General features: G+C 73.5%; 14 protein-coding genes. 10 read left to right on the top strand and 4 right to left on the bottom strand.

Features of this window, described 5'->3' with window-relative positions:
• Positions 1-5 precede the first annotated feature (5 nt).
• Complete coding sequence (locus IE248_RS25625) at positions 6-929, bottom strand: cyclase family protein (RefSeq protein ID WP_073794124.1); 924 nt, start codon at positions 927-929, stop codon at positions 6-8.
• A gap of 587 nt (positions 930-1,516) precedes the next feature.
• Between IE248_RS25625 and IE248_RS25630 the strand changes: the two genes are divergently transcribed.
• The 3 genes from IE248_RS25630 (at position 1,517) to IE248_RS25640 (ending at position 5,182) form a co-directional block, all read left to right on the top strand.
• Complete coding sequence (locus IE248_RS25630; RefSeq protein WP_073794126.1) at positions 1,517-2,929, top strand: family 2B encapsulin nanocompartment shell protein; 1,413 nt, start codon at positions 1,517-1,519, stop codon at positions 2,927-2,929.
• A 73-nt stretch (positions 2,930-3,002) separates the two neighbouring features.
• Entirely contained in the window at positions 3,003-4,283 is a 1,281-nt protein-coding gene (locus tag IE248_RS25635) for a family 2 encapsulin nanocompartment cargo protein terpene cyclase (protein ID WP_190031839.1), read from the top strand.
• Between the two features lie 14 nt (positions 4,284-4,297).
• A complete protein-coding gene (locus IE248_RS25640; protein WP_073779593.1) occupies positions 4,298-5,182 on the top strand; it encodes a geranyl diphosphate 2-C-methyltransferase in 885 nt (294 codons plus the stop codon).
• A gap of 204 nt (positions 5,183-5,386) precedes the next feature.
• Here the strand turns inward: IE248_RS25640 and IE248_RS25645 are convergent, their stop codons facing one another.
• From IE248_RS25645 to IE248_RS25655, 3 genes are all read right to left on the bottom strand, one after another.
• Positions 5,387-6,046 carry a Crp/Fnr family transcriptional regulator gene (locus IE248_RS25645; RefSeq protein WP_158074262.1) on the bottom strand — a complete coding sequence of 220 codons (660 nt, stop codon included), beginning with the start codon at positions 6,044-6,046 and terminating at the stop codon, positions 5,387-5,389.
• A 154-nt stretch (positions 6,047-6,200) separates the two neighbouring features.
• Positions 6,201-6,773, bottom strand: a complete 573-nt coding sequence (locus IE248_RS25650; protein ID WP_037795280.1) for a YdeI/OmpD-associated family protein — start codon at positions 6,771-6,773, stop codon at positions 6,201-6,203.
• A 13-nt stretch (positions 6,774-6,786) separates the two neighbouring features.
• Positions 6,787-7,560, bottom strand: coding sequence for a 4'-phosphopantetheinyl transferase family protein (locus tag IE248_RS25655; protein ID WP_159032153.1), 774 nt, complete (start codon positions 7,558-7,560; stop codon positions 6,787-6,789).
• Positions 7,561-7,748: 188 nt separating this feature from the next.
• Between IE248_RS25655 and IE248_RS25660 the strand changes: the two genes are divergently transcribed.
• The 7 genes from IE248_RS25660 to fabD all read left to right on the top strand — a co-directional run bounded on the left by IE248_RS25660 (position 7,749) and on the right by fabD (position 22,298).
• Positions 7,749-8,978 (top strand): hydroxymethylglutaryl-CoA synthase family protein, encoded by a 1,230-nt coding sequence (locus IE248_RS25660; RefSeq protein ID WP_190031840.1) that lies wholly within the window; start codon positions 7,749-7,751, stop codon positions 8,976-8,978.
• The gene (locus IE248_RS25665) at positions 8,978-9,775 is read left to right on the top strand and encodes an enoyl-CoA hydratase-related protein (protein ID WP_008743703.1); all 798 of its coding nucleotides are present in this window, start codon (positions 8,978-8,980) and stop codon (positions 9,773-9,775) included. The genes IE248_RS25660 and IE248_RS25665 overlap by 1 nt, the downstream gene beginning before the upstream one ends.
• 4 nt (positions 9,776-9,779) lie before the next feature.
• Positions 9,780-10,652: an ACP S-malonyltransferase gene (locus IE248_RS25670; protein WP_100583834.1), complete on the top strand. Its 873-nt coding sequence runs from the start codon at positions 9,780-9,782 to the stop codon at positions 10,650-10,652.
• Positions 10,653-10,723: 71 nt separating this feature from the next.
• Positions 10,724-17,185, top strand: a complete 6,462-nt coding sequence (locus tag IE248_RS25675) for an SDR family NAD(P)-dependent oxidoreductase (protein WP_190031841.1) — start codon at positions 10,724-10,726, stop codon at positions 17,183-17,185.
• Positions 17,186-17,464: 279 nt separating this feature from the next.
• Entirely contained in the window at positions 17,465-19,030 is a 1,566-nt protein-coding gene (locus IE248_RS25680; protein WP_037795575.1) for an MDR family MFS transporter, read from the top strand.
• 84 nt (positions 19,031-19,114) lie between these two features.
• A complete protein-coding gene (locus tag IE248_RS25685; protein ID WP_158074264.1) occupies positions 19,115-19,975 on the top strand; it encodes a DUF6039 family protein in 861 nt (286 codons plus the stop codon).
• Between the two features lie 4 nt (positions 19,976-19,979).
• Positions 19,980-22,298 carry an ACP S-malonyltransferase gene (gene fabD / locus IE248_RS38250; protein ID WP_190031842.1) on the top strand — a complete coding sequence of 773 codons (2,319 nt, stop codon included), beginning with the start codon at positions 19,980-19,982 and terminating at the stop codon, positions 22,296-22,298.
• Positions 22,299-22,366 lie beyond the last annotated feature (68 nt).

A 22,366-nucleotide genomic window follows, 5' to 3' on the forward strand; every position in this document is an offset into this window, starting at 1 on the left:
TCTTATCAGAGGATCGCGACCGGATTGACGGGCGAACCCGTCCCGCCGGGCACGTTGAGCGGCGATACGACGATCATGAACTCGTAGCGCCCCGCCCCGGCGCAGGCGGCGGAGAGCGCCTCCAGGTCCAGGTTGTCCAGCAGCGGCACCCCCATGGCGGCCACGGCGAGGGCGTGGACGGGGGAGTGGACGCCCTCGACGGGCGAGGGCCGCAGATCGCTGTCCCCGTCGCCGCCCAGCAGGGCGATCGCCCGCTCGGCGAGCAGGGGCACGGCGTCCACGTGCAGGCCCGCGCTCGCGGCGCCGACGTCCCAGGGGCCGAGTTCCCGGCGCCTGCGGAAGCGGCCGGAGCGCAGCAGCACCGCGCAGCCGTCGTCGACCGTCACGCCGAGCGCCCGTTCCGCGGCGGCCACGTCCCGCGCGTGGACGGGGTGCCCGGGCTCCAGCCAGCCGACCCCGAGGACGGCCGGCAGGTCCAGGAGCACGCCCTTGGTGACGAGGGGGCCGAGCGCCGCCACCGAGCCGAAACGCGCGCCCGAGGCGCCGACGGCCTCGCGGGCCGTTCGCCCGTCGTAGAGCCGCCCCCGGTAGGCGACGTGCGCCAGGGCGTCCAGGTGGCTCACGGCCTTGCCGTGGAAATCGGCGGCGATGAAGTCCTTGTACGTGGCGGGTTCGGCGGGCTCCACGTCACCGAGGTCCGTCATGTGGTGCAGGGCGGGCCTGTCGTTGTCGGGGCCGGCCCGGGTGTCCCAGGGCAGCCCCAGCGGGACCGCCGTCCCGGACCGGACCAGGGCCGTGGCCCGCCGTACGTGCTCGGGGGTGACCCGGTTCCAGGCGCCGCGGTCGGCCGGGGACCAGCCGCCCCACGTACGGACCGCGGCGAAGATCGCGTCGAACTCCTGACGGGAGACCGCGGGACTGCCGCTCATTCGAACTCAGCGCTCCAACGCTCGGGGCCCCGCCCGGGGCGGGGCGGGGGGCCGGCGCCGGGGCGCCCGCACGGAAGGCCCCTGCCCACCCGCCCCGGCGCTACGCCTCACGCGCCGCGGGGGCGCCGGACAGGAGCGGCAGGCGGTGTGCGAAGGAAACCGGCCGCCGTGGCCGGTCCGCGCCGATACGAGGCCCGCCGGGGCGGGTCCTCGGGCCGGGAACCGGCCGTGGACGGGCCGGTAAGGGGCCGGAAAGGGGCCGGGAACTGGCCTGGACGGGCCTGGAGGGGCAGGGAAGGGCCGGTGTGCCGCCTCCCGGCGGGCCCGTCTTCTGAGGTTGCGTCAGGATCAGGCCGAACGAGGCTGTTCGACCCGGCCGGATACCGCCGCGGCGATCCCCAAACACCCCACGGGTCAAGATCATCGCATCGAGGTAATCCGAACGCCTTTCGGGAGTGAGCGTGGTGCGCCCGGGGCTAGTGTGCTCCCGGATCTGGACGGATTACCCGCATATTCACCCTCTTTTTTCTTCCACCGGCCGCCGCGCGCGTGCGCCGACCGCCGCCTTACGAAGGAGAGCCCGCCCGATGACCGTGGACACCAGCCCGGAGGCGCGGCTGGAGCCGCCCCGGCAGACCAGCCTGGGTACGGCGGCCGCCCGCAACCTCGCCACCACGACCAAGTCCGCCCCGCAGATGCAGGAGATCACCTCCCGCTGGCTGCTGAGGATGCTCCCCTGGGTCGAGACCAAGGGCGGCGCCTACCGGGTGAACCGCAGGCTGACCTACACCGTCGGCGACGGCCGCATCGAGTTCGTCCAGGACGGCGCCCACGTCCGGGTGATCCCGCGTGAGCTCGGCGAGATCGCCATGCTGCGCGGGTTCGACGACGTGGAGGTGCTGACCGCGCTCGCGGGCCGGTGCGTCCAGCGCGACTTCCGCCCCGGTGAGGTGCTGGTCGAGCGGGGTTCCCCCGCGGGCGAGATCCACCTGATCGCCCACGGCCGGATCAACCAGACCGCCGTCGGCAAGTACGGCGACGAGGTCGCTGTCGGCGTGCTCGCGGACGGCGACCGCTTCGGCGACCACGCCCTCCTCGACGGCGCGGGGACGTGGGACTACACCGCCACCGCCGCCACCGCCGGCACCCTGCTCACCCTCTCCCGCGCCGACTTCGACGCGGTGCTCTCCTCGGCGCCCCATCTGCACGCCCACGTCCAGCGGTTCGGCTCGCTTCCGCACCAGCGGCAGAACAAGCACGGCGAGGCCGAGATCGCCGTGTCGGCCGGCCACAGCGGCGAACCCGAACTGCCCGGCACCTTCGTCGACTACGAGCTCAACCCGCGCGAGTACGAACTCTCCATCGCGCAGACCGTGCTGCGGGTGCACACCAGGGTCGCCGACCTCTACAACGAGCCGATGAACCAGACCGAGGAGCAGCTCAGGCTGACCGTCGAGGCGCTGCGCGAGCGCCAGGAGCACGAGCTGATCAACAACCGGGAGTTCGGTCTGCTCCACAACGCCGCCTTCAAGCAGCGGATCCAGACGCACTCCGGCCCGCCCACCCCGGACGACCTCGACGAACTGCTCTGCCGCCGCCGCGGCTCCAAGCTCTTCCTCGCCCACCCCCGGACCATCGCGGCGATCGGGCGCGAGTTCAACGCCCGCGGCCTCTACCCGGACCACGTCGACCTCGGCGGACAGCAGGTACCGGCCTGGCGCGGGGTCCCGATCCTGCCCTGCAACAAGATCCCCATCAGCAAGGAGAACACCAGCTCGATCCTCGTCATGCGCACCGGCGAGGACAACCAGGGCGTCATCGGCCTGCACCAGACCGGTCTGCCGGAGGAGTACGAGCCGGGCCTGTCGGTGCGCTTCATGGGCATCGACGAGCGCTCGATCATCTCCTACCTGGTCACCACCTACTTCTCCGCCGCGATCCTGGTGCCCGACGCGCTCGGAGTGCTGGAGAACGTCCAGATCGCCCGCAGGAACGACTGACCGGCCCGGCCCGGACCGTCCTGCCCGGGATCAGGGATCCGGGACGGCCCCACCACCCACCAAGGAGCCACGGATGCCCGATCCCGGGTCTTCACCCCTGCAGTCGAGCCTCCCCGCCGCCGCGGCCCGCTTCGGGACCCACGGCCACGGCCGCGGGATCGAGGCCTTCGGCGGCGGTCCCCCCGCCCCGCCCGTCCTGCCCGCCGCGCCCCCGGCCCCCGCCGGGCCCCCCGCGCCCGCCAGGACCCCGAACCCCGCCATGGAGCGGATCCTGCGCGGCCCCAGCGGGCTGGGCACGGCGGGGCTGTTCCTGTCCCGGTGCGAGGAGCCGCCCGCCCCCGCGGCGGAGCCGGCCGAGCAGGCCGGGCCGGCGGCGGGCCGTCCGGTCCCGGGCCTCTACCACCACCCGGTGCCCGAGCCCGACCCCGTACGCGTCGAGGAGGTCAGCCGCCGGATCAAGGAATGGGCGGTCGACGAGGTCGAGCTGTACCCCCCGGAGTGGGAGGACCAGTTCGACGGGTTCTCCGTGGGCCGCTACATGGTCGCCTGCCATCCGGACGCCCCCACCGTCGACCACCTGATGATCGCCACGCGGCTGATGGTCGCCGAGAACGTGGTCGACGACTGCTACTGCGAGGACCACGGAGGCTCGCCCGTCGGCCTCGGCGGGCGCCTCCTGCTGGCGCACACCGCGCTCGACGCCCTCCACACGACGAAGGAGTACGCGCCGGACTGGGAGGAGTCGCTCCACTCGGACGCCCCGCGGCGCGCCTACCGGTCGGCCATGGAGTACTTCACCCGGGAGGCCACCGCCTCCCAGGCCGACCGGTACCGGCACGACATGGCCCGGCTGCACCTCGGCTACCTCGCCGAGGCCGCCTGGGCCCAGACGGACTACGTCCCGCAGGTGTGGGAGTACCTGGCGATGCGCCAGTTCAACAACTTCCGCCCCTGCCCCACCATCACCGACACCGTCGGCGGCTACGAACTGCCGGCGGACCTGCACGCCCAACCCGCCGTGCAACGGGTCATCGCGCTCGCCGGGAACGCGACCACCATCGTCAACGACCTCTACTCCTACACCAAGGAACTGGCCAGCCCCGGCCGGCACTTGAACCTGCCCGTCGTGGTGGCCGAACACGAGGGGTGCGACGTCCGCGACGCGTACCTGAAGGCGGTCGAGGTCCACAACGACCTGATGCACGCCTTCGAGGCCGAGGCCGCCGAGCTGGCCGCGGCCTGCCCCGTGCCGAGCGTGCTGCGCTTCCTGCGGGGCGTGGCCGCCTGGGTCGACGGCAACCACTACTGGCACCAGACCAATACCTACCGCTACAGCCTGCCCGACTTCTGGTAAGGACGGACTTATCCGTGACCAACACCGAGCTCACCATCGCCCCCGCCACCACCGCGTTCATCCCCTCCCCGGCGACGCCCTACCAGGGCGACATCGCCCGCTACTGGGACCACGAGGCCCGGCCGGTGAACCTGCGCCTCGGCGATGTCGACGGCCTCTACCACCACCACTACGGCATCGGTGACGTCGACCACGCCTCGCTCGGGGACCCCGCGGACAGCGGATACGAGAAGAAGCTGATCGCCGAGCTGCACCGTCTGGAGTCCGCACAGACCGACATCCTGCTGGACCACCTCGGCGAGATCGGCCGGGGCGACACCCTCGTGGACGCCGGCTGCGGCCGCGGCGGCTCGATGGTGATGGCCCACCAGCGCTTCGGGTGCAAGGTCGAGGGCGTCACCCTGTCGGCCAAGCAGGCCGAGTTCGCCAACGGCCGCGCCCGTGAACTCGGCATCGAGGACTCCGTCCGGGCCCGCGTCTGCAACATGCTGGGCACGCCGTTCGAGACCGGCGGGGCCGCGGCCTCGTGGAACAACGAGTCGAGCATGTACGTCGACCTGCACGACCTGTTCGCCGAACACTCCCGCGTCCTGGCGGTCGGCGGCCGCTACGTGACCATCACCGGCTGCTGGAACCCCCGCTACGGCCAGCCCTCGAAGTGGGTCTCGCAGATCAACGCGCACTTCGAATGCAACATCCACTCCCGCCGGGAGTACATGCGGGCCATGGCCGACAACCGCCTCGTTCCGCAGGCCGTCATCGACCTGACCCCCGCGACCCTGCCCTACTGGGAACTGCGGGCCACGTCCTCCCTGGTCACCGGCATCGAAGAGGCGTTCATCAACTCGTACAAGGACGGCTCGTTCCAGTACGTCCTGATCGCGGCCGACCGGGTCTGACCCACCGGATCCCCCGGATCCCCGGAACCCCGACCGTCGACGCCGGGCCCGTACCCCACGGGCCCGGCCCTCGCGTTCCGGCGCGGTGCGCCGGACGCCGGGCGCCGCCGAGGACGAGGTGCGTCATCGTCCGGGGCTGCCCGCCGGGTTGTGTGGGTCAGGCGGTAACGGAGTCACCCGGTACCGCCTTTGCTGCCTTTCGCGTCACGCCATGGGCTGGAGGACGGCCTCTTCCTCGTTCGGGTCCGTGGCGAGGAATTCCGACGTGGTGACGGAATTAATGAGCAGCGTGCCGTCAGGTAACCTCTTGACCAGTCCGCGGCAGCTGAAATTCTTCAGGAAGAACCCTATCCGCGACCGGGTGGTTCCCACCATGGCGGCGAATTCGTCGTGGGTGATCCTGGCGTCGATGTGCTGCCACTGCGGCCCGTGGCCGGCGAACCGCTGCGACAGGTCGAGCAGGATCGCGGCGAGCCGGTATTCGCACTTCATGGTGACCAGGTGCTTTATGGTGCTTTCCCGTTCGCGGATCCGCTGGGCCAGGTGCTGGCTCCAGATCTCGAACAGGTCGGGGTCGTTGCGCAGGATGCGGACGAACTCGCGGCGGTTGAAGCGGAGCACGTGGCTGTCCAGCATGGCGGTCGCGGACTCCTCGTGCACGGAGGGGATGAGCGAGAGTGCGCCCAGCACGTCGCCGCGTCGACAGATGTCCAGGATGCACTCCTTCCCGCTGTGCGCACTGGTGGTCAGTTTGATGCCGCCTTGGACGATCAGGTACAGGTCGTCGATGCTCTCCCCGCAGGTGTAGAGGTTGTAGCCCCGCCCCAGATTGATGGGTGTCAACGAGATTTTGTTGTTGTCCATGTTTTGCAGCATGCGAAGATAGAGAGCAGAATTACCGTGCTTTACCTGATGCACCCGGAAAACCCCCGCCTCGTTGTTTAGGTGCTGCACCGCACGATGGTGGCCGGGGTCCGGTCGCTCTGGATGGTGCCGGACCGGACCTCGGCCACATGTGTCATCGCGGATAAATCTTCTCGTTGTTCGCCAGCATCGTGACGAATTTCTCGATGCGCTGGGCCCGTGTCTCGGCCTTTTTCGCGCTCTGGATGCGATATAGAATCGCATACCGGTTCTTGCTGTCCAGGGTTGCGAAGAAGTCCGCTGCGGCGTCATTCTCCCGCAGCGCCGTCTCCAGGTCGTCCGGCACGGTCATCTTGCTCTGCGAGGCGTACGCCGCGTCCCAGCGCCCGTCGGCCTTGGCCGCCTCGATCTCCCGCCGGCCCGCGGGCCGGATCGCCCCCTCCGCCTCCAGTCGCTCCACCCGCTCCCGGTTCACCTGGGACCACGGACTCTTCTTGGTGCGCGGGGTGAACCGCTGCTGCCAGTAGAGGTCGTCGACCTTGTCGCGCTGACTGTCGATCCAGCCGAAGCAGATCGCGACGTCGAGCGCCTCCGCGTACGTGATGCTCCGCAGGCCACTGGCCTTCTTGGCGATCCTGACCCACATGCCGGGCTCGGTCTCGTGGTGCTCATCCAGCCACTCTTCCCACTGTGACGGGCTCTCGAAAAAGATGCTCGGTTCGCTCATGGGTCGGATCCAATCAGAACAAGGCGGGGCAAGAACGGTCATCGCCGATTCCCGTCGCGTGCACGCGGACGGTCACGTCCGGAGCCCGAGCATGCACCCCGCCGGCCTGTACCGCGAGGGCCAGGAACCCGCTGCCGCGCACCGGCCACTGGCGGAAGGCGTACTGGAGGTGCCCTGGGCCCGCGGCGAGCGAGCGCAGGGACGGACTCCGCGTTCCGACCTCGAACTCGCAGGCGGTCATGGGGAAGCGCATACCCGTACCGATCGCCTTGAGGTACGCCTCCTTCAACGTCCAGTACCGGTAGAACAGTTCCTGCCGCCGGCCCGGAGGAGCGAGGTCGAACTCGCGCTGTTCCCCCTCCGACAGCACGGACCGGGTGAGCCGGTGCAGGGCCAGCGGCCGGCCCATGCGCTCCACGTCGACACCGCACCGCGCGTCGCGGGTCACCACGCACGCCACCACCCCTTCCGTGTGCGAGAGGTTGAACCGCAACGAGCGCGCCCAGGAAGGGTGCTGCACCTCCGGACGGCCGAGCCCGGCCCGCAGGAAGTGCCACTCGTCCGGCGCCACCCGGGGCTCGACCTCGCTGAGGGCGTGCCGCACCAGACCCCAGGCGGCCGTGAACAGGACGCGGTCCTGCGCCCGCCGCAGCCGCTCGCGCCGCACCCGCTCGGCATGCGACAGCGCCCACTCGACGTCATCGGCCGCCGGCACGGAGCCGGGAGCGGCCGCGCCGTCGGCGAGCGCCCGGCACCACACGTGCGCCACCGTCGAGGGACCTGGCATCGCGTCTGAACCTCCTAGCGGACGCGCCGGAACCAAGGGATCTCTTCCAGACATCCGTTCACTCTTAAGTGTGATCTCAGCGGCGAATCGGGACTGCGCAATTGTGCGCAGTCACCATGCGGCGATCCGGGGCATGCTCGGCGCCGTCCGGACGGACGCCGGGGCATTCCGGCAGACGGGAGAGCCGCATGGGCGTCGGAATCAGAGCCCTCCATCCCTACGTGGGACGGATCTGCGTCGACATCAGGACCCTGTACGAGACACGGGGTCACGACATGAGCCGCTTCGGCAACCTCATGATGAGCCGAAAATCGGTCAACATGCCGTTCGAGGACGCGGTGACCAACGCGGTGAACGCCGCCCTGCCGCTGGTCCGTCGGCTCAGCCCGGCCGAACGGGACCGCATCGAGGCGGTCGTGGTCGCCACCGAGTCGGGCGTCGACCTCGGCAAGTCCCTCAGCACGTACGTCCACCACTACCTCGAACTCAGCCCGCGCTGCCGCTCCTTCGAGGTCAAACAGGCCTGCTACGGCGGCACCGCCGCACTGCACACCGCGGTTGGCATGGTGCACGCCAGCCCCTACGACGACGCCCTCGCCCTGGTGATCGCCGCCGACTCCGCCGGAGTCCCGGCGCTCGGCGAGCAGTGGGAGGGCGCCGAGGGAGCCGGCGCCGTCGCCATGCTCGTCGGCCGCGGGGCCACCACGCTGGAGATCGACCTCGGCGCCCACGGCTTCCACACCTTCGAGGTGATGGACACCTTCCGCCCCGGCCCCGGCATCGACGTCGTCAACCAGGACGTGTCCATGCTGGCCTACCTCGAATGCCTGCAACGGGCCTTCACGGCCTACCGGGACCGGGTCGACGGCGCCGACATCGTCGACAGCTTCGCCTACCTGGCCTTCCACACCCCGTTCGTGGGCATGGTGCGCGGAGCCCACCGGCGGCTGCTGCGCCAGCAACGGCAAGCCGGCCAGCACGAGGTGGACTCCGACTACGAACAACGGGTGCGCCCCTCCCAGGAGTACGGCGCGGAAGTCGGCAACATCTTCTCCGCCTCGCTCTACCTGGCGCTCTGCTCGCTGATCCGCCACGGCAGCTTCACCGAGCCCCGGCGCGTCGGCCTCTTCTCCTACGGATCCGGCTGCGCCTCCGAGTTCTTCAGCGGCGTCATCCACCCGCAGGCCGTCGAAGACCTCGCCGCCCTCGGCGTCGAGGAAGCCCTCGCCGCCCGCAGACCCCTCACCGTCGCCGAGTACGACAGCGTCGCCAAGGACGGCGACCGCGCCCAGTTCGGCGTCCGCGAGGCCGTCTTCGACCTCGACGAGTACGGCGACCTCGGCAAGGAGTTCACCGGCCGAGGGCTGCTGGTGCTCGACCGCATCGAGGGCTACCACCGCACGTACAGGTGGAGCTGATGAGCGCCCCCACCATCGGCCCCGACACGGGCCCCGCGGGCGCCGCCGGCCCCGCCGTCCTCACCGACCAGGACGGCCCGGTCACCCGCCTCGTGATCAACCGGCCGCACCGCCAGAACAGCCTCACCGCCGAGGACGTGGCACTGCTGCGCGACGCCCTGGAACGCGCCGCCGCCGACCCGCGGACCCGGGCCGTGGTCCTCGAAGGCAGCGGCGGCAGCCTGTGCACCGGCATGGACCTCGCCGAGCTCTCGGCCGACGACGACGCCGACGCCGGGGGCGAGTTCTTCGACCTCCTGCGCCGGCTCACCGAGATCCCCGTGACCGTGGTGGCGGCCGTCGACGGCCGGGCCGTCGGCGGCGGCGTCGGCCTGGCCGCCGCCTGCGACCTCGTCATCGCCACCGAGCGCAGCAGCTTCAGCCTCCCCGAGGCCCTGTGGGGACTGCTGCCCTGCAACATCCTGCCGTTCCTGGTACGCCGGATCGGCTTCCAGCGGGCCTACGCGATGACCCTGTCCACCGCATCCGTCTCCGCCGCCGACGCACGCCTGTCCGGGCTGGTGGACGAGGTGGAGGGCCCGCACGGGCAGCAGCTGCGCCGCCTCCTGGGCCGCGTCACCAAACTCGACCGGCCCACCGTCGCCGAGGCGAAGGCGTACTGCGCCGGCCTGGCGCCGATCCCCGACACCGCGCGCGCCCACGCCGGCGAGGTCTTCGCCCGGCTGCTCGCCTCACCGGTCGTCCGCACCCGGATCGACAACTTCGTCCACCACCAGCGCATGCCGTGGGAGGGATAGACCCGTGCTGACCGCGCTCGCCTTCCCCGGGCAGGGGGCGCTGCGCGGTCACAGCGGCGCCGACCTGCTCGACCGCCACCCCGGACCCGCCGCGCAGGCCGAGGAGATACTCGGCCACCCGCTGCGCCCCGTACTCACCGCCGAACCCGGCAGCCCCGAGCGGCACTTGACCCGGGTCCAGCCGACCCTCTTCGTCCTCACCCGGCTCGCCGCGCTCGACCGGCCGGACCCCGACTACCTCGTCGGCCACAGCATGGGCGAACTGACCGCGCTGTGCCACGCCGGGTGCGTCGACTTCGCCACCGGACTGCGGCTGGCGCTCACCCGGGCCCGGCTGATCTCCCGGTGCCCGGTGCCCGGCGGCATGCTGGCCGTCACCGGCATCGGAGCCGCCGAACTGACCGCGGTGATGGCCACCGAGGGGTTCGCCGACCTCGACCTCGCCAACCTCAACGCCCCCGACCAGACGGTGCTGGCCGGGCCGACCGGATCACTGCGCGCGCTCGCCGCGGTCATCCGCGCCGGCGGCGCCGCCAAGGCGACCCTGATCGACGCCCCCAACCCCGGCCACTCCCGCTACATGGCCGAGGCGGCCGCAGGCTTCGCAGAGGTGCTCGCCGGCGTCTCCTTCGCGGCCCCCCGCATCCCGGTGATCTCCAACGTGACCGCCCGGCCGCACGTCCCCGAACGGATGGCCGAGCTGCTGGCCCAGCACCTCTACCGGCCGGTCCACTGGTCCGCCAGCATGCGCTACCTGAGGACGGCCGGGGTCACCACCCTCCACCAGGCGGGCCCCGGCAGCCTGCTGCCCCGGCTGTGGGACGCCTGCGCCGCCGAGGACGGCCCCGGGCGGGCCCGCCGCGACGCTCAGGAGTGAGCGGGCCGTACGCCGGTGCGCCGCTAGCGTCCGTCCCGTAACAACGACGCCGGACGACAGGGGTGAGCGTGGTGCACAGCGAGCAGGTACAGATGGTCCTCCTCTCGGCAGCCGACGACGAGAGGCTGGTACGCCTCGCCCGCCTGTACCACGACTTCCTCGTCGACGCGGGGGACGGCCCGCAGGCCCCCGGGCTCGCCGACATCGCCTTCACCAGCCAGACGGGACGGGTGCCGCTTGGCCACCGCCTCGCCGTACTGTGCCGCACCTCGGCGGAGTTGCGCGCCGCGCTCGACGACGTGGCGCACGCACGGCCGTCGGCGGCGGTCCGGACCTCGGTGGTGCACGTCCCCGCCGCGCAGGGCGGCGCCCCGACGGTTCCGGGTGACCCCCAGGAGGCGCTGGCGGCGTGGCTGGCGGGCCAGGACGTCGCCTGGCGCCGGCTGTGGCCGACACCGGCGCGCCGCGTCGCGCTGCCGTCGTACCCCTTCGAAGACACCCCGCCCCCGCCCCCGGCCGCTCCGGCTCCGGATCCGGCCGCCGCCCCGGACGGCTGGGCGGTGGACTACCTGTGCCGGGTCTTCGCCGAGACGGCGGGGCTGGAGCTCGCGGAGGTACTGCCGCACGCCGCGCTGGAGGAACTCGGGCTCAGCTCCTTCCTGATCACCCGGCTGAACACGCGCCTGGAGCGGGACCTGGGCGAACGCGACCGGACCCTGTTCTTCCGGCACGGCACCCTCGCCGCCGTCGCCGCGGTACTGGCCACCCGCCACACCGCGCCCGAACCGGCGGTGTCGGAGGCGGCGGCCGAGGCGGCCATGGCGAGGGGACCGGCCACGGCACCGGCCGAGGCCGCCGCCGTCCCGGCTTCCCGCGCCGGTTCCGCCGGGTCCCGTTCCGTACGGCCGCGCCGTGGCGGCGGGGAGCCGCTGGCCGTCGTCGGGATCGCCGGGCGCTTTCCCGGTGCGGCCTCGCTGGCGGAGTTCTGGGAGGTGCTGCGCACCGGCGCGACCACCGTCGGACCGGTGCCCGCCGACCGGCTGCGGCCCGGCTGGCCCGCCTCCCTGATGCACGGCGGCTACCTCGCCGACGTCGACCGCTTCGACCCCCTCCTGTTCGGGATCAGCCCCCGGCACGCCGAGCTGATGGACCCGCAGGAGCGCCTCTGCCTGGAGACCGTCTGGGAGGCCCTGGACGACGCGGGCTACCCGGCCCGCCGGCTGCGCGCGGCCCACGCCTCGCGCGTCGGCGTCTACGTCGGCTCGATGTACAACGAGTACCCGTACTTCGGGGTCGAGCAGAGCCGCCTCGGCGCGCCCGCCGACAGCGGCTCCACCGTGGCCGGCATCGCCAACCGGGTCTCGTACGCCTTCGACCTGCGCGGCCCCAGCATGACCGTGGACACCATGTGCTCCGCGTCCCTGGTGGCGCTGCACCTGGCCGCCCGCGCCCTGCGCGCCGGCGAGTGCGAGGCCGCGGTCGTCGCCGCGACCAACCTCTCGCTCCACCCGAACAAGTTCCGCCAGATCGAGCGGCTCGGCGGCGCGTCCAGCGACCACCTCTGCCGCAGCTTCGGTAAGGGCGGGGACGGCATGGTGCCCGCCGAGGCGGTGTGCGCCCTGATCCTCAAACCGCTGTCCGCCGCCGAGGCCGCCGGGGACCGGGTGCACGCCGTGGTGTCCGGCACCGCCGTGCTCAACGCCGGGCGGACGAACGGCTGGATCGTACCGAGCCCCACCGCACAGGCGGAGGTGGTCGGCCAGGCCCTGGCCGACGCCGGCCTCGCCCCGGGCGACATCGGCTACCTGGAGGCGCACGGCGCGGGCACCGCGCTCGGCGACCCCATCGAGGCCGACGGCCTGCACCGGATCTTCGGCCCGGACCGGACCGGCAGCGCCACCCTGCCGATCGGCTCGGTCAAGTCCAACATCGGCCACGCCGAGGCCTCCGCGGGCCTCGCCGGGATCGCCAAGGTGGTGCTCCAGTTCGCGCACCGCACCCTCGTGCCCTCCCTGCACGCCGACGAACTCAACCCGGACATCGACTGGGCCAACTCGCCCCTGCGGGTCCAGCGGTCGGCGCAGCCGTGGACACCGCCCGACGGGGCGCCGCGCCGGGCCGGCGTCAGCTCCTTCGGCGCCGGCGGCACACTGGCCCACGTCGTCCTCGAAGAGCCGCCCGCCCACCTGGCCCCGGACGCCCCGCGGCCCGCCACCCCGGCGGCGCCCGCGCCCGTGCCCGTCCTGCTGTCGGCGTACGACAAGGACCGGCTGCGCGAGGTCGTCAGCCGCCTGCTCGACCACCTGAGCGAGCACCCGCACACCGACCTCGCCGACCTCGCCTTCACCCTCGCCGAGGGCCGCCACCACCTGCGCGAACGCGCGGCGGCGGTGGTCTCCGGCACCGATGAGCTGGCCGGCCTGCTGAGCCGTCACCTGGACGGCGACCCGACGGCCCTGCTCCACGGCCGCGCGCCCTCCGGCCGGGAGCCGGACGCGCCCCCGCTCACCGGGGACCCGGCCGAGCTCGCCCGCCAGTGGGTCACCGGCCGGCCGGTCGCGACCGCGCCGTCCGCCGGACGCCCGCCGCGGGTCCTGCCGCTGCCCGCCTACCCGTTCGCCCGTACGCGCTGCTGGCTGCCCGAGCCGGCGGCCGCCCCCGGCCCGGCCGCGCCGCTGCCCGCGCCGCCCTCGGGGACCCCCGGCGAGCTGCCGCTGTACCGCAAGACCTGGCACGAGGCCGGCCCCGTGACCGCCGCCCCGGGCCGGCCCGCCGGCAGCCTGCTCTGCCTGTACGGGGCCGCCGGCCGGGACCTGGCCCGCGCCCTCGTCGCCGAACTCGGCGCCGACCGCGTCCACCTGATACGGGAGGACTCCGGCGACGGCGAGGCCCACGGGGTCCTCACCGGCGGCTCCGGCGCGGAACTCGCCGACCGGGCCCTCGCCGCCCACCCCGATCTGGCGGGCGTCGTCGACCTCACCGACCTCGGCCGGGCCCCCGGCACCGCCGGACCCTGGACGGTGCGGCTCGCGCTGCTCCAGCGGCTCACCGCGACCGGCGCCGCCCGCCGGGCGGGCGGCCGGGCCCCACTGCACGTCCTGCACGCCACCCGCGGCCGGCGCGCCGTCCAGGGCGCGCCCGGCCACGACGCGGGCGCGCGGATGGCGGGGTTCGTCCGCTTCCTCGGCGCCGAGACCGGCCACCTCACCGGCGTCACCCTCGACCTCGACGACCGGGTTGGCGACCCCCGCACGGAGGCCGCCGAGCTGCTCTCCGCACTCCCCGGCAACGCGTACGGCGAGGCCGTGCACCGCGCCGGGCGGCGCTACCTGCCGGCCCTGACCCCGCTCACCGGCGCGCCGCCCCCGGCCCCCCGGCTGGACCACTTCGGGGCGTACCTGCTCACCGGCGCCACCCGTGGCATCGGCTCCCGCGTCGCCCGCCACCTCGTCGAGCGGGGGGCCCGCCACCTCGCCCTGCTCGGCGCCCGCTCCCTGCCCCCGGCGGAGCGCTGGGACGCCCCGGACCTGAGCGCCGAGGCCCGGGCCGCCGTGGCATCGGTGCGCGCGCTGGAGGGCGCCGGCGCGCGGGTCCACGTACACCGGGGGTCCCTGCTCGACCGGGCCGGGCTCGAAGAGTTCCTCCAGGGCGTACGGGAGGACAGCGGGCCGGTGCGCGGGGCCGTGCACTGCGCGGCGGTGACCCCGGCCGTGGGGTCGTTCGCCGGGCGGGACACGGCCGATGTCCGGCGGGTCCTGGAACCCAAGGCGGACGCGCTGGAGGTGCTCTACCAGCTGTGCCTGCCCGACCGCCCCGACTTCCTGGTGGCCTTCTCCTCCCTGGCCGCGGTGGTACCGCCGGTGGCCGCCGGGGTGCTGGAGTACGCGGCGGCCAACAGCTTCGTCGACGACTTCACCGAGCAACTGGCGCAGGTCACGCCCTGGGTGCACTCGGTCGCCTGGCCGATGTGGCGCGACAGCGGGGCGCGGCGGGGGGCCGGGAACCCGGGAGCCCGCTTCGGGCTGGACTCCGCCGGGGACGAGGAGGCGCTGCGCGCCCTCGACCGGGTCATCGCCTCCGGCACCGGCGGCCCGGTGGTGGCCCTGCGGCCCCTCCACCCCGACACGGACCCGACCGAACTGCTCCGCCTGCCGTCGCCCGCCGGTTCCGCCGGGCCTGCCGGGTCCGCCGAGCCTGCCGGGCCTGCCGGGTCCGCCGGTTCCGCCGGGTCTGCCGGGCCCGCCGGTTCCGCCGGATCGGCCGTGTCTGCCGGTTCCGCGGGGTCTGCCGGTTCCGCCGGGCCTGCCGGGTCTGCCGGCTCCGCCGAGCCTGCCGGGCCTGCCGGGTCCGCCGGATCGGCCGGATCGGCCGGGCCTGCCGGTTCCGCCTGGCCTGCCGGCCCGGCGGAAGCCCCGGCGGTCCCGCGGCCCCCCGTACCGCCCGCTCCGCCCGCACAGCCGGCGCCGGCTGCTTCGGCCGCTCCGCGCCGTACCGTGCCCGCGTGGCTGACCGGCATCTTCGCGGGGGTGGTCGGGATTCCGGCCGCCGAGTTCGACCCGCTCGCCGAATTCGCCGAACTGGGTGTGGAATCGGTGATGCTCGGCGAGCTCCTCGACGCGATCGAGCAGCGGGTCGGACAGGCCCTGGACCCGGCGCTGCTGCTGGAGTACAGCACGCTGCGGACGCTGGCGGTCCGGCTGCGGGAGATCCTGCCGCCCGAGGACCCGGACCCGGCCCCGGAGTCCGCGGCCCCGGCCGCCGCCGCGGACACCAACGGGCCCTGGCCGCCACAGGAGGTCCGTGACCCGGAGCCGACCGGCGCTGCCCCCGCCGCGCCGCCCGCGTCCGCGCCCGGCGGCCCCGCGCTGCCGCCGCCCGCGTCCGTACCGCCCGCGCTGTCCGAGCCCGCGCCGCCCGTCCCGCTCGCGCTGTCCGAGCCCGCGCCGCCCGCGTTCGCGCCGTCCGCACCCGTGCCGTCCGCACCCGTGCCGCCCGTGCCGCCCGCGTCCGGCGAGCCCGCACCCGCCGCGTCCGCGTTCGCCGCGACGGGGCCCGTCGCGTCCGCGTCCACGCCGGACCGGGATGCCATCGCGGTGATCGGGATGGCCTGCCGGTTGCCCGGGGCGCCCGATGTCGGGACCTTCTGGCGCAACCTGCGCGCCGGGCACCTGGCCATCGGGGAGGTCCCGCCCGAGCGCTGGGACGCCTCCCGGTTCTACCGGCCCACCGCGGGCGCCGGCCGCACCGTCGGCAAGTGGGGCGGCTTCGTCGAGGGGATCGAGGAGTTCGACGACGGCCACTTCGGCCTGACCGAAACCCAGGCCCGCTACCTCGACCCGACGATCCGGCTGTTCCTGGAGACCACCGCCGACTGCCTGCGCGACGCCGGTCTCGAAGGACCGGAACTCGCCGGCCGCGACATCGGCGTGTTCGCCGGCGCGCGCGGCACCGGGTACGCCGCGCGCGGCCCGATGCGCGCCGAAGTCCCCGAATCCGACCCCAACTTCGTCGCCTCCCACGTCGGCCAGCACTTCGATCTGCGCGGCCCCCACCTGGTCGTGGACAGCGCCTGCTCCTCCTCCCTGGTGGCGATCCACCTCGCCTGCCAGAGCCTGCGCAGCGGCGAGATCGAGGCGGCCGTCGCCGGGGGCGCCAGCATCCTGCTGGACGAGGAGCCGTACCTGGAGTTCTCGGCCGCGGGAGCCCTGTCGCCCACCGGCCGGTGCTCCGCGTTCGACCGGCGCGCCAACGGCTTCGTCCCGGGCGAGGGCAGCGTCGTCCTGCTGCTGAAGCCGCTGTACGCCGCCCTGCGCGACGGCGACCCGGTGCACGGGGTCATCGAGGGCTCCGCCGTCACCAACGACGGCCGGACGATGGGCCTGACCACACCGAATCCGGCCGCCCAGGCCGCCGCCGTCCGACGGGCGCTGCACGCCGCCGGGCGGGCCCCCGCCGAGGTCGGCATGATCGAGGCGCACGGCACCGGCACGGCGATCGGTGACCCGCTGGAGTTCCGCGCCCTGCGCACCGTCTTCGACGAGGACCGCGACGCCCGGGCCGGGCAGTGCCTGTTCGGCTCGGTCAAGACCAACGTCGGCCACCTGCTGCACGCCGCCGGCGCGGTCGGTCTGCTCAAGGCGCTGCTGGCGGTGCAGCACGGCATCGTGCCGCCGACGCTGCACTGCGAAGAGCCCAACCCCCGGCTGAAGCTGGAGGATTCCCCGTTCGCGCTGGCCACCGAGGTACGGGAGTGGCCGCTCCCGGGACTGCCCCGGGTGGCCGGGGTCAGCTCGTTCGGCTTCGGCGGCACCAACGCCCACGTCGTGGTGGCGCAGGCACCGGCGGAGCGGCTCGCGGCCGCCGGCCCGCGCCGCAGGAGCCGGCCGCCCATCGCCTTCGAGCGGCGCCGGCTGTGGCTGGAGCGGCCCGCACCGCAGCAGCCGCAGCAGCCGCAGCCGGCTCCGGTCGCGGCCGAGGCGGCCACGCCGCCCGCTGCCGCGCCGCGCTCGCCGCTGCGCCTCGCCTTCACGTGAGCGTCACCGGTTCGCCGCCCGCGGACGGCGGTTTTGGGACATCCCTCGGCCGACGGACGCGCCCGGTGTGCGAAGGCATGACAGGGGACCGATTGGCCGGGTATTGTCCCGCGCCTGTGCGGGCGTCCTGAAGTCGCTTGCGGTGAAAGGTCGTTGGGTCGGACCCGCGACCAGACCAGGCCAAGAAGACCATCGAAATGCCGTATGCGGGAACACCGCACGCGCGGACTGGAAAGGGGGACGGGGGACGGCCCCGCGCGGACCGGACCCTGACTGCCCATGGCAACGTCGTCGGATGCGCAGGCCTCGGCCGAAACCGGGCTGAGCAAGAAACAGATCAATCGCGCCGTGGCCGGCGTGATGACCGGCCTCTTACTTTCCGCGCTGGACCAGACGGTGGTCAGCACCGCCCTGCCCAGCATCGTCAGCGACGTCGGCGGCCTGGAGAACCTGGCCTGGGTGATCACGGCCTACCTGCTGACCTCGATGGCCAGCACCCCGGTCTGGGGCAAGGTCTCCGACCAGTTCGGCCGCCGCATCGTCTTCATCGTGGCGACCAGCGTGTTCATCCTCGGCTCCGTCCTGTGCGGGGTCGCCCAGGAGATCGGCCAGCTGATCGCCGCTCGCGCGGTGCAGGGCCTCGGCGCGGGCGCGCTCTACGCCCTCGCGCTGTCGGTGATCGCCGATGTCGTCCCGCTCCGTGAACGGGGCCGCTACCAGGGCATGGTGGCCGGTGTCTTCGGCATCGCCACCCTGGCCGGGCCGCTCGTCGGCGGTGGTCTGGTGGACGCCATCGGCTGGCGCTGGATCTTCCTGATCAACGTGCCGCTCGGACTGCTCTCGCTGTTCGTCACGGTCTCCGCCCTGCGCGTGGCCGGGGAACGCCGCCCGCACACGGTGGACTACCTGGGCGCTACCCTCGTGATCGCCGCCACCACCCCGCTGTTGCTGTACTTGAGCTGGGCCGGTGGCGCCCGCGGCTGGACCGACCCGCTCTCGCTGGGCCTGCTCGCCCTCTCCCTCGTCCTCGGCGTCACCCTCGTCCTCGTCGAGCGGCGCGCCGCCGAACCCGTGGTGCCGATGACGCTGTTCCGGCTGCGGCTGTTCTCCCTCGGCTCCGTCTACAGCCTGGTGGCGGGCCTGGCGCTGTTCACCGGCGTGGTCTTCCTGCCCGTGTACTTCCAGGCGGTCAAGGGCATGTCGCCCTTCGTCGCCGGTACCGCCGTCGTCCCGACCATGATCGGTGTCGGCTTCGCCTCCGTCTACGCGGGCAACCGGATGAGCGCCACCGGGCGCTTCCGGATCTTCCCGGTGCTCGGCGCCGTCCTCCTGGTGGCGACACTGCTCCCGCTGGGCTTCATCGACGCCGACACCCCGAGCTGGCTGATGATCCTGCTGGGCATGGTCCTCGGGGTGGGCGCGGGCTTCACGCTCCAGCCCATCATCACCGCGGTCCAGGGCGTCGTGGCCCAGGAGGACATCGGCGCGGCCACCGCGGCCGTCAGCTTCTTCCAGCGCCTCGGCTCGGCCGTCGGCGTGGCGCTCCTCGGTGCCATCCTCAACAGCCGGTTCGCCTCGCTGCTCGCCGAACGGGGCGGCGCCGCGCTCGGCGTCAACGAGAAGTCGGCGGGCAGCGTCGACACCATCCGGACCCTGGCCCCGCAGCAGCGCGAGCTGGTCGTCGGGGCGTACGGCGACGCCCTCGCGACCGTGTTCCTGACCGTGGTGCCCTTCGCCGTCTTGGCGGTCGTCCTGAGCCTCCTCATGCCGGAGACCCAGATCGCCGCCCCCGCCCCCGCGGACAATGCCCCCGAGCCGGAAACGGTTTCCGAAAAAGAGCAGTGACCGCTGCGCAATTGTGCGCGTCGCCGCGATCCCCGCTCCTCTTATGGTCGGCACAGCAAAAGCCGAAGAGGATCGGAGATCGCGGTGAACGAGATTATGAGGCCGGCGAGCCACCAGGTCGACAGGCCCGAGAGCCAATTGCTGCACTCGGGTAATGCGGGATTCATCATCTCGCGTTATGCCCATTTCAAGCCGGGGCACGAACAAGAGGGCCTGAATTTCGTCGGCGAAGTCCTCAAGCACATGAACAAGGCCGACCTCAACGGCATGACGTTCTTCTTCTTCCAGAAGGCCTTCGGCGACCAGGCCAAGCACCACTGGTTCATCAACATGAAGAGCCCGCTCGACTACGCCGCCAGCCTGGAGATGGTCGACCACGACGAGACCACCCGGGTCCTCCTGGAGGACGGCGTGGTCTCCGACGACGGCGGCTTCGGCAGCTGGGGCAGCGCCGTCGAGCAGGGCTCCATCACCGAACACATCCTGGTCCCGCAGCACGGCCTCGACTACAGCCACGACGAGGAGCACGAGGCGTGGGTGCCGGAGGCCTGGCGGCAGACCGCCGTGCCGCGGGAGGAGCAGCTCAACTCCGCCAACGCCCCGCTGATGGTGCACCGCGTCGCCTACGCCCGGTACCCCACCCGCAAGGAGGCGCGGTACTACGCCTTCGCCTGGCAGAACTACGTCAACGAGCACCTGCGGGGCAAGGTCACCGCGTACCTGTACGAAGAGACCTTCGGCGCGATGGACCGGCTCCACATGCTGATCCACCTGGCCTCGTACGAGGCGTGGGAGGAACTGCGCAACCTGCCGCACCGCGACCCGGAGTTCCGCAAGCTGCTGGAGCGGCAGATGATCTCCCCGGAGAAGGGCGGCGGCACCGGCGCCCAGGCGTTCGTGCCCGGGGGAGTCACCGACACCCTCCTCGTCCCGCGCCAGCTCTGACGCCGTGCGCGCGTTGCTCTTCGCCGGGCAGGGCAGCCAGCGCCAGGGCATGGGCGCCGAGGTCCTCGACGCCTTTCCCGAGCACTGTGCCCTGGCCGACGACATCCTCGGCCTCTCCGTCCGGGAGCTGTGCCTGCACGGGGGCGACCGGCTCCGGCTGACCCGGTACGCCCAGCCCGCCCTGTTCACCGTCCACGCCCTCACGTACCTGGCGGGACGCGAGGAACTGGGGGAGCCCGACGTGGTCGCCGGTCACAGCCTCGGCGAGTTCAACGCGCTGATGGTGGCGGGCGTCCTGGACTTCGCGGGCGGCCTGCGGCTCGTCGCGGAGCGCGGCAGGCTCATGGGCGAGGCCGACGGCGGCGCGATGGCGGCCGTCCTCGGCGCCGGTCTCACCGAGGTGGAGCGGACCCTCGCGGCGTCCGGCCGCACGGACGTGGAGGTCGCCAACGACAACTCGGCGACCCAGGTGGTGATCTCCGGTACCGCCGCCGGCGTGTCGGCCGTCACCGCGCTGCTGACGGCGGGCGACCCTGCGATCCGCTGCGTGCCGCTGCCGGTCAGCGCCGCCTTCCACTCCCGTGAGATGGCCCCGGCGGCGCGCCGGTTCGCGGCCGTGCTGGCCGAAACCCCACTGGCGCCGCCCCGGCTGCCGGTGATCTCGAACGTGACGGCCCGGCCGTACCCGCCTGGCGAGCCGGTGGCCGCGCTGCTGGGCCGCCAGATCCGCTCCCGGGTGCGGTGGACCGAGACCATGGAGCACCTGCTGGACTCCGGGGTGGACGAGGTGACGGAGATCGGCCGCGGCCGCACGCTCACCGGCTTCTGGCGGGAAGCGGCCGCCTCCCGCCGCACCCCGGCCGCCCCCGGCCGGGCGGCACCGGCCCCCGCGCCCGCCGTCCCGGCCCCGGTCGCCCCCGCCCCCGCCCCCGCCGTCCCGGCCCCGGCCGTCCCGGCCGCTTCCACGGCCCCGGCGGTGCCCGCCGTCCCGGCCGGCTCCGGACTCGGGTCGGCGCGGTTCCGCGAGGTCTACCGCAGCCGGTACGCCTACGTCGCCGGATCGATGTTCCAGGGCATCGCCTCCACCGACCTGGTGGTGCGGATGGCCGGGGCCGGGCTGTTCGGCTTCTTCGGCACCGGAGGACTGCCCCTGTCCGGGATCCGGGCCGCGCTGGACGACATCGGACGCCGGCTGGCGCCCGGCGCCCCGTACGGGATGAACCTCCTGCACGACATGACCGACAGCGCGGGGGAGCGAGCCACCGTCGACCTCTTCCTCCGGTACGGGGTGCGGTACGTGGAAGCCGCCGCCTTCACCCGCGTCACCGCGCCACTGGTGCTGTACCGGGCCAAGGGCGCCCACCGCGACCCCGGCGGGCGGCCGGTCGCCGTGAACCAGGTCCTCGCCAAGGTGTCCCGGCCGGAGGTCGCGCGGCAGTTCCTCGCCCCGCCGCCACCCGAACTCCTCGACCGGCTGCGCGCCGAGGGCGCGCTGACCGCCGAGGAGGCGGCGGCCGCGGCCGCGCTGCCCGTCGCCTCCGACCTCTGCGTGGAGTCCGACTCGGGCGGCCACACCGACGCAGGCGTCGCGCTCGCGCTGCTCCCCACCTTCGTACGGCTGCGCGACCGCGCCGCCGCCGCGGTGGAGGGGGAACCGGTACGGGTCGGCGCGGCGGGCGGCATCGGCACCCCGGAGGCGGCGGCCGCCTGCTTCCTGCTCGGCGCGGACTTCGTCCTCACCGGCAGCGTCAACCAGTGCAGCCCGCAGGCCGGCACCTCGGACGCGGTCAAGGACCTGCTCGCCGGGCTCGACGTCCAGGACGTCACCTACGCCCCCGCCGGCGACCTGTTCGAGCTCGGCTCGCGGGTCCAGGTGGTGCGCAGGGGCACCCTGTTCCCCGCCCGCGCCAACCAGCTGTACGAGCTCTACCGCAGGCACGCCCGCCTGGAGGACATCGACGCCCGGACCCTCGCCACCCTGGAACGCGGCTGCTTCGGCAGACCGCTGGCCGAGGTGTGGGACCGGACCGCGCGGCACTACCGGGACACCGGCCGCCCGGAGATCGTCCACGACGCCGAGCGGGACCCCAAGCGGCGGATGGCCCTCGTCTTCAAGTGGTACTTCGCCGAGTCCTCCCGGGCGGCGCTGGCCGGCGCCAAGGAGAACTCCGCCAACTTCCAGGTCCACTGCGGTCCCGCGATGGGCGCCTTCAACCGCCTGGTCGAGGGCACCGCGCTGGAGTCGTGGCGGCGGCGCGACGTCGACGCCATCGCGGACCTGCTGATGACGGGCGCCGCCGAGGTACTCGCCGCCGCCCGCTGACCCCGGCCCGGCTCAGCCCGGCCCGGCTCAGCCCGTCCGGCCAAGCCCTGCCCTGCCCCGCTCTGCCA

Source organism: Streptomyces goshikiensis, from assembly GCF_014650555.1.
GTDB lineage: Bacteria > Actinomycetota > Actinomycetes > Streptomycetales > Streptomycetaceae > Streptomyces > Streptomyces goshikiensis.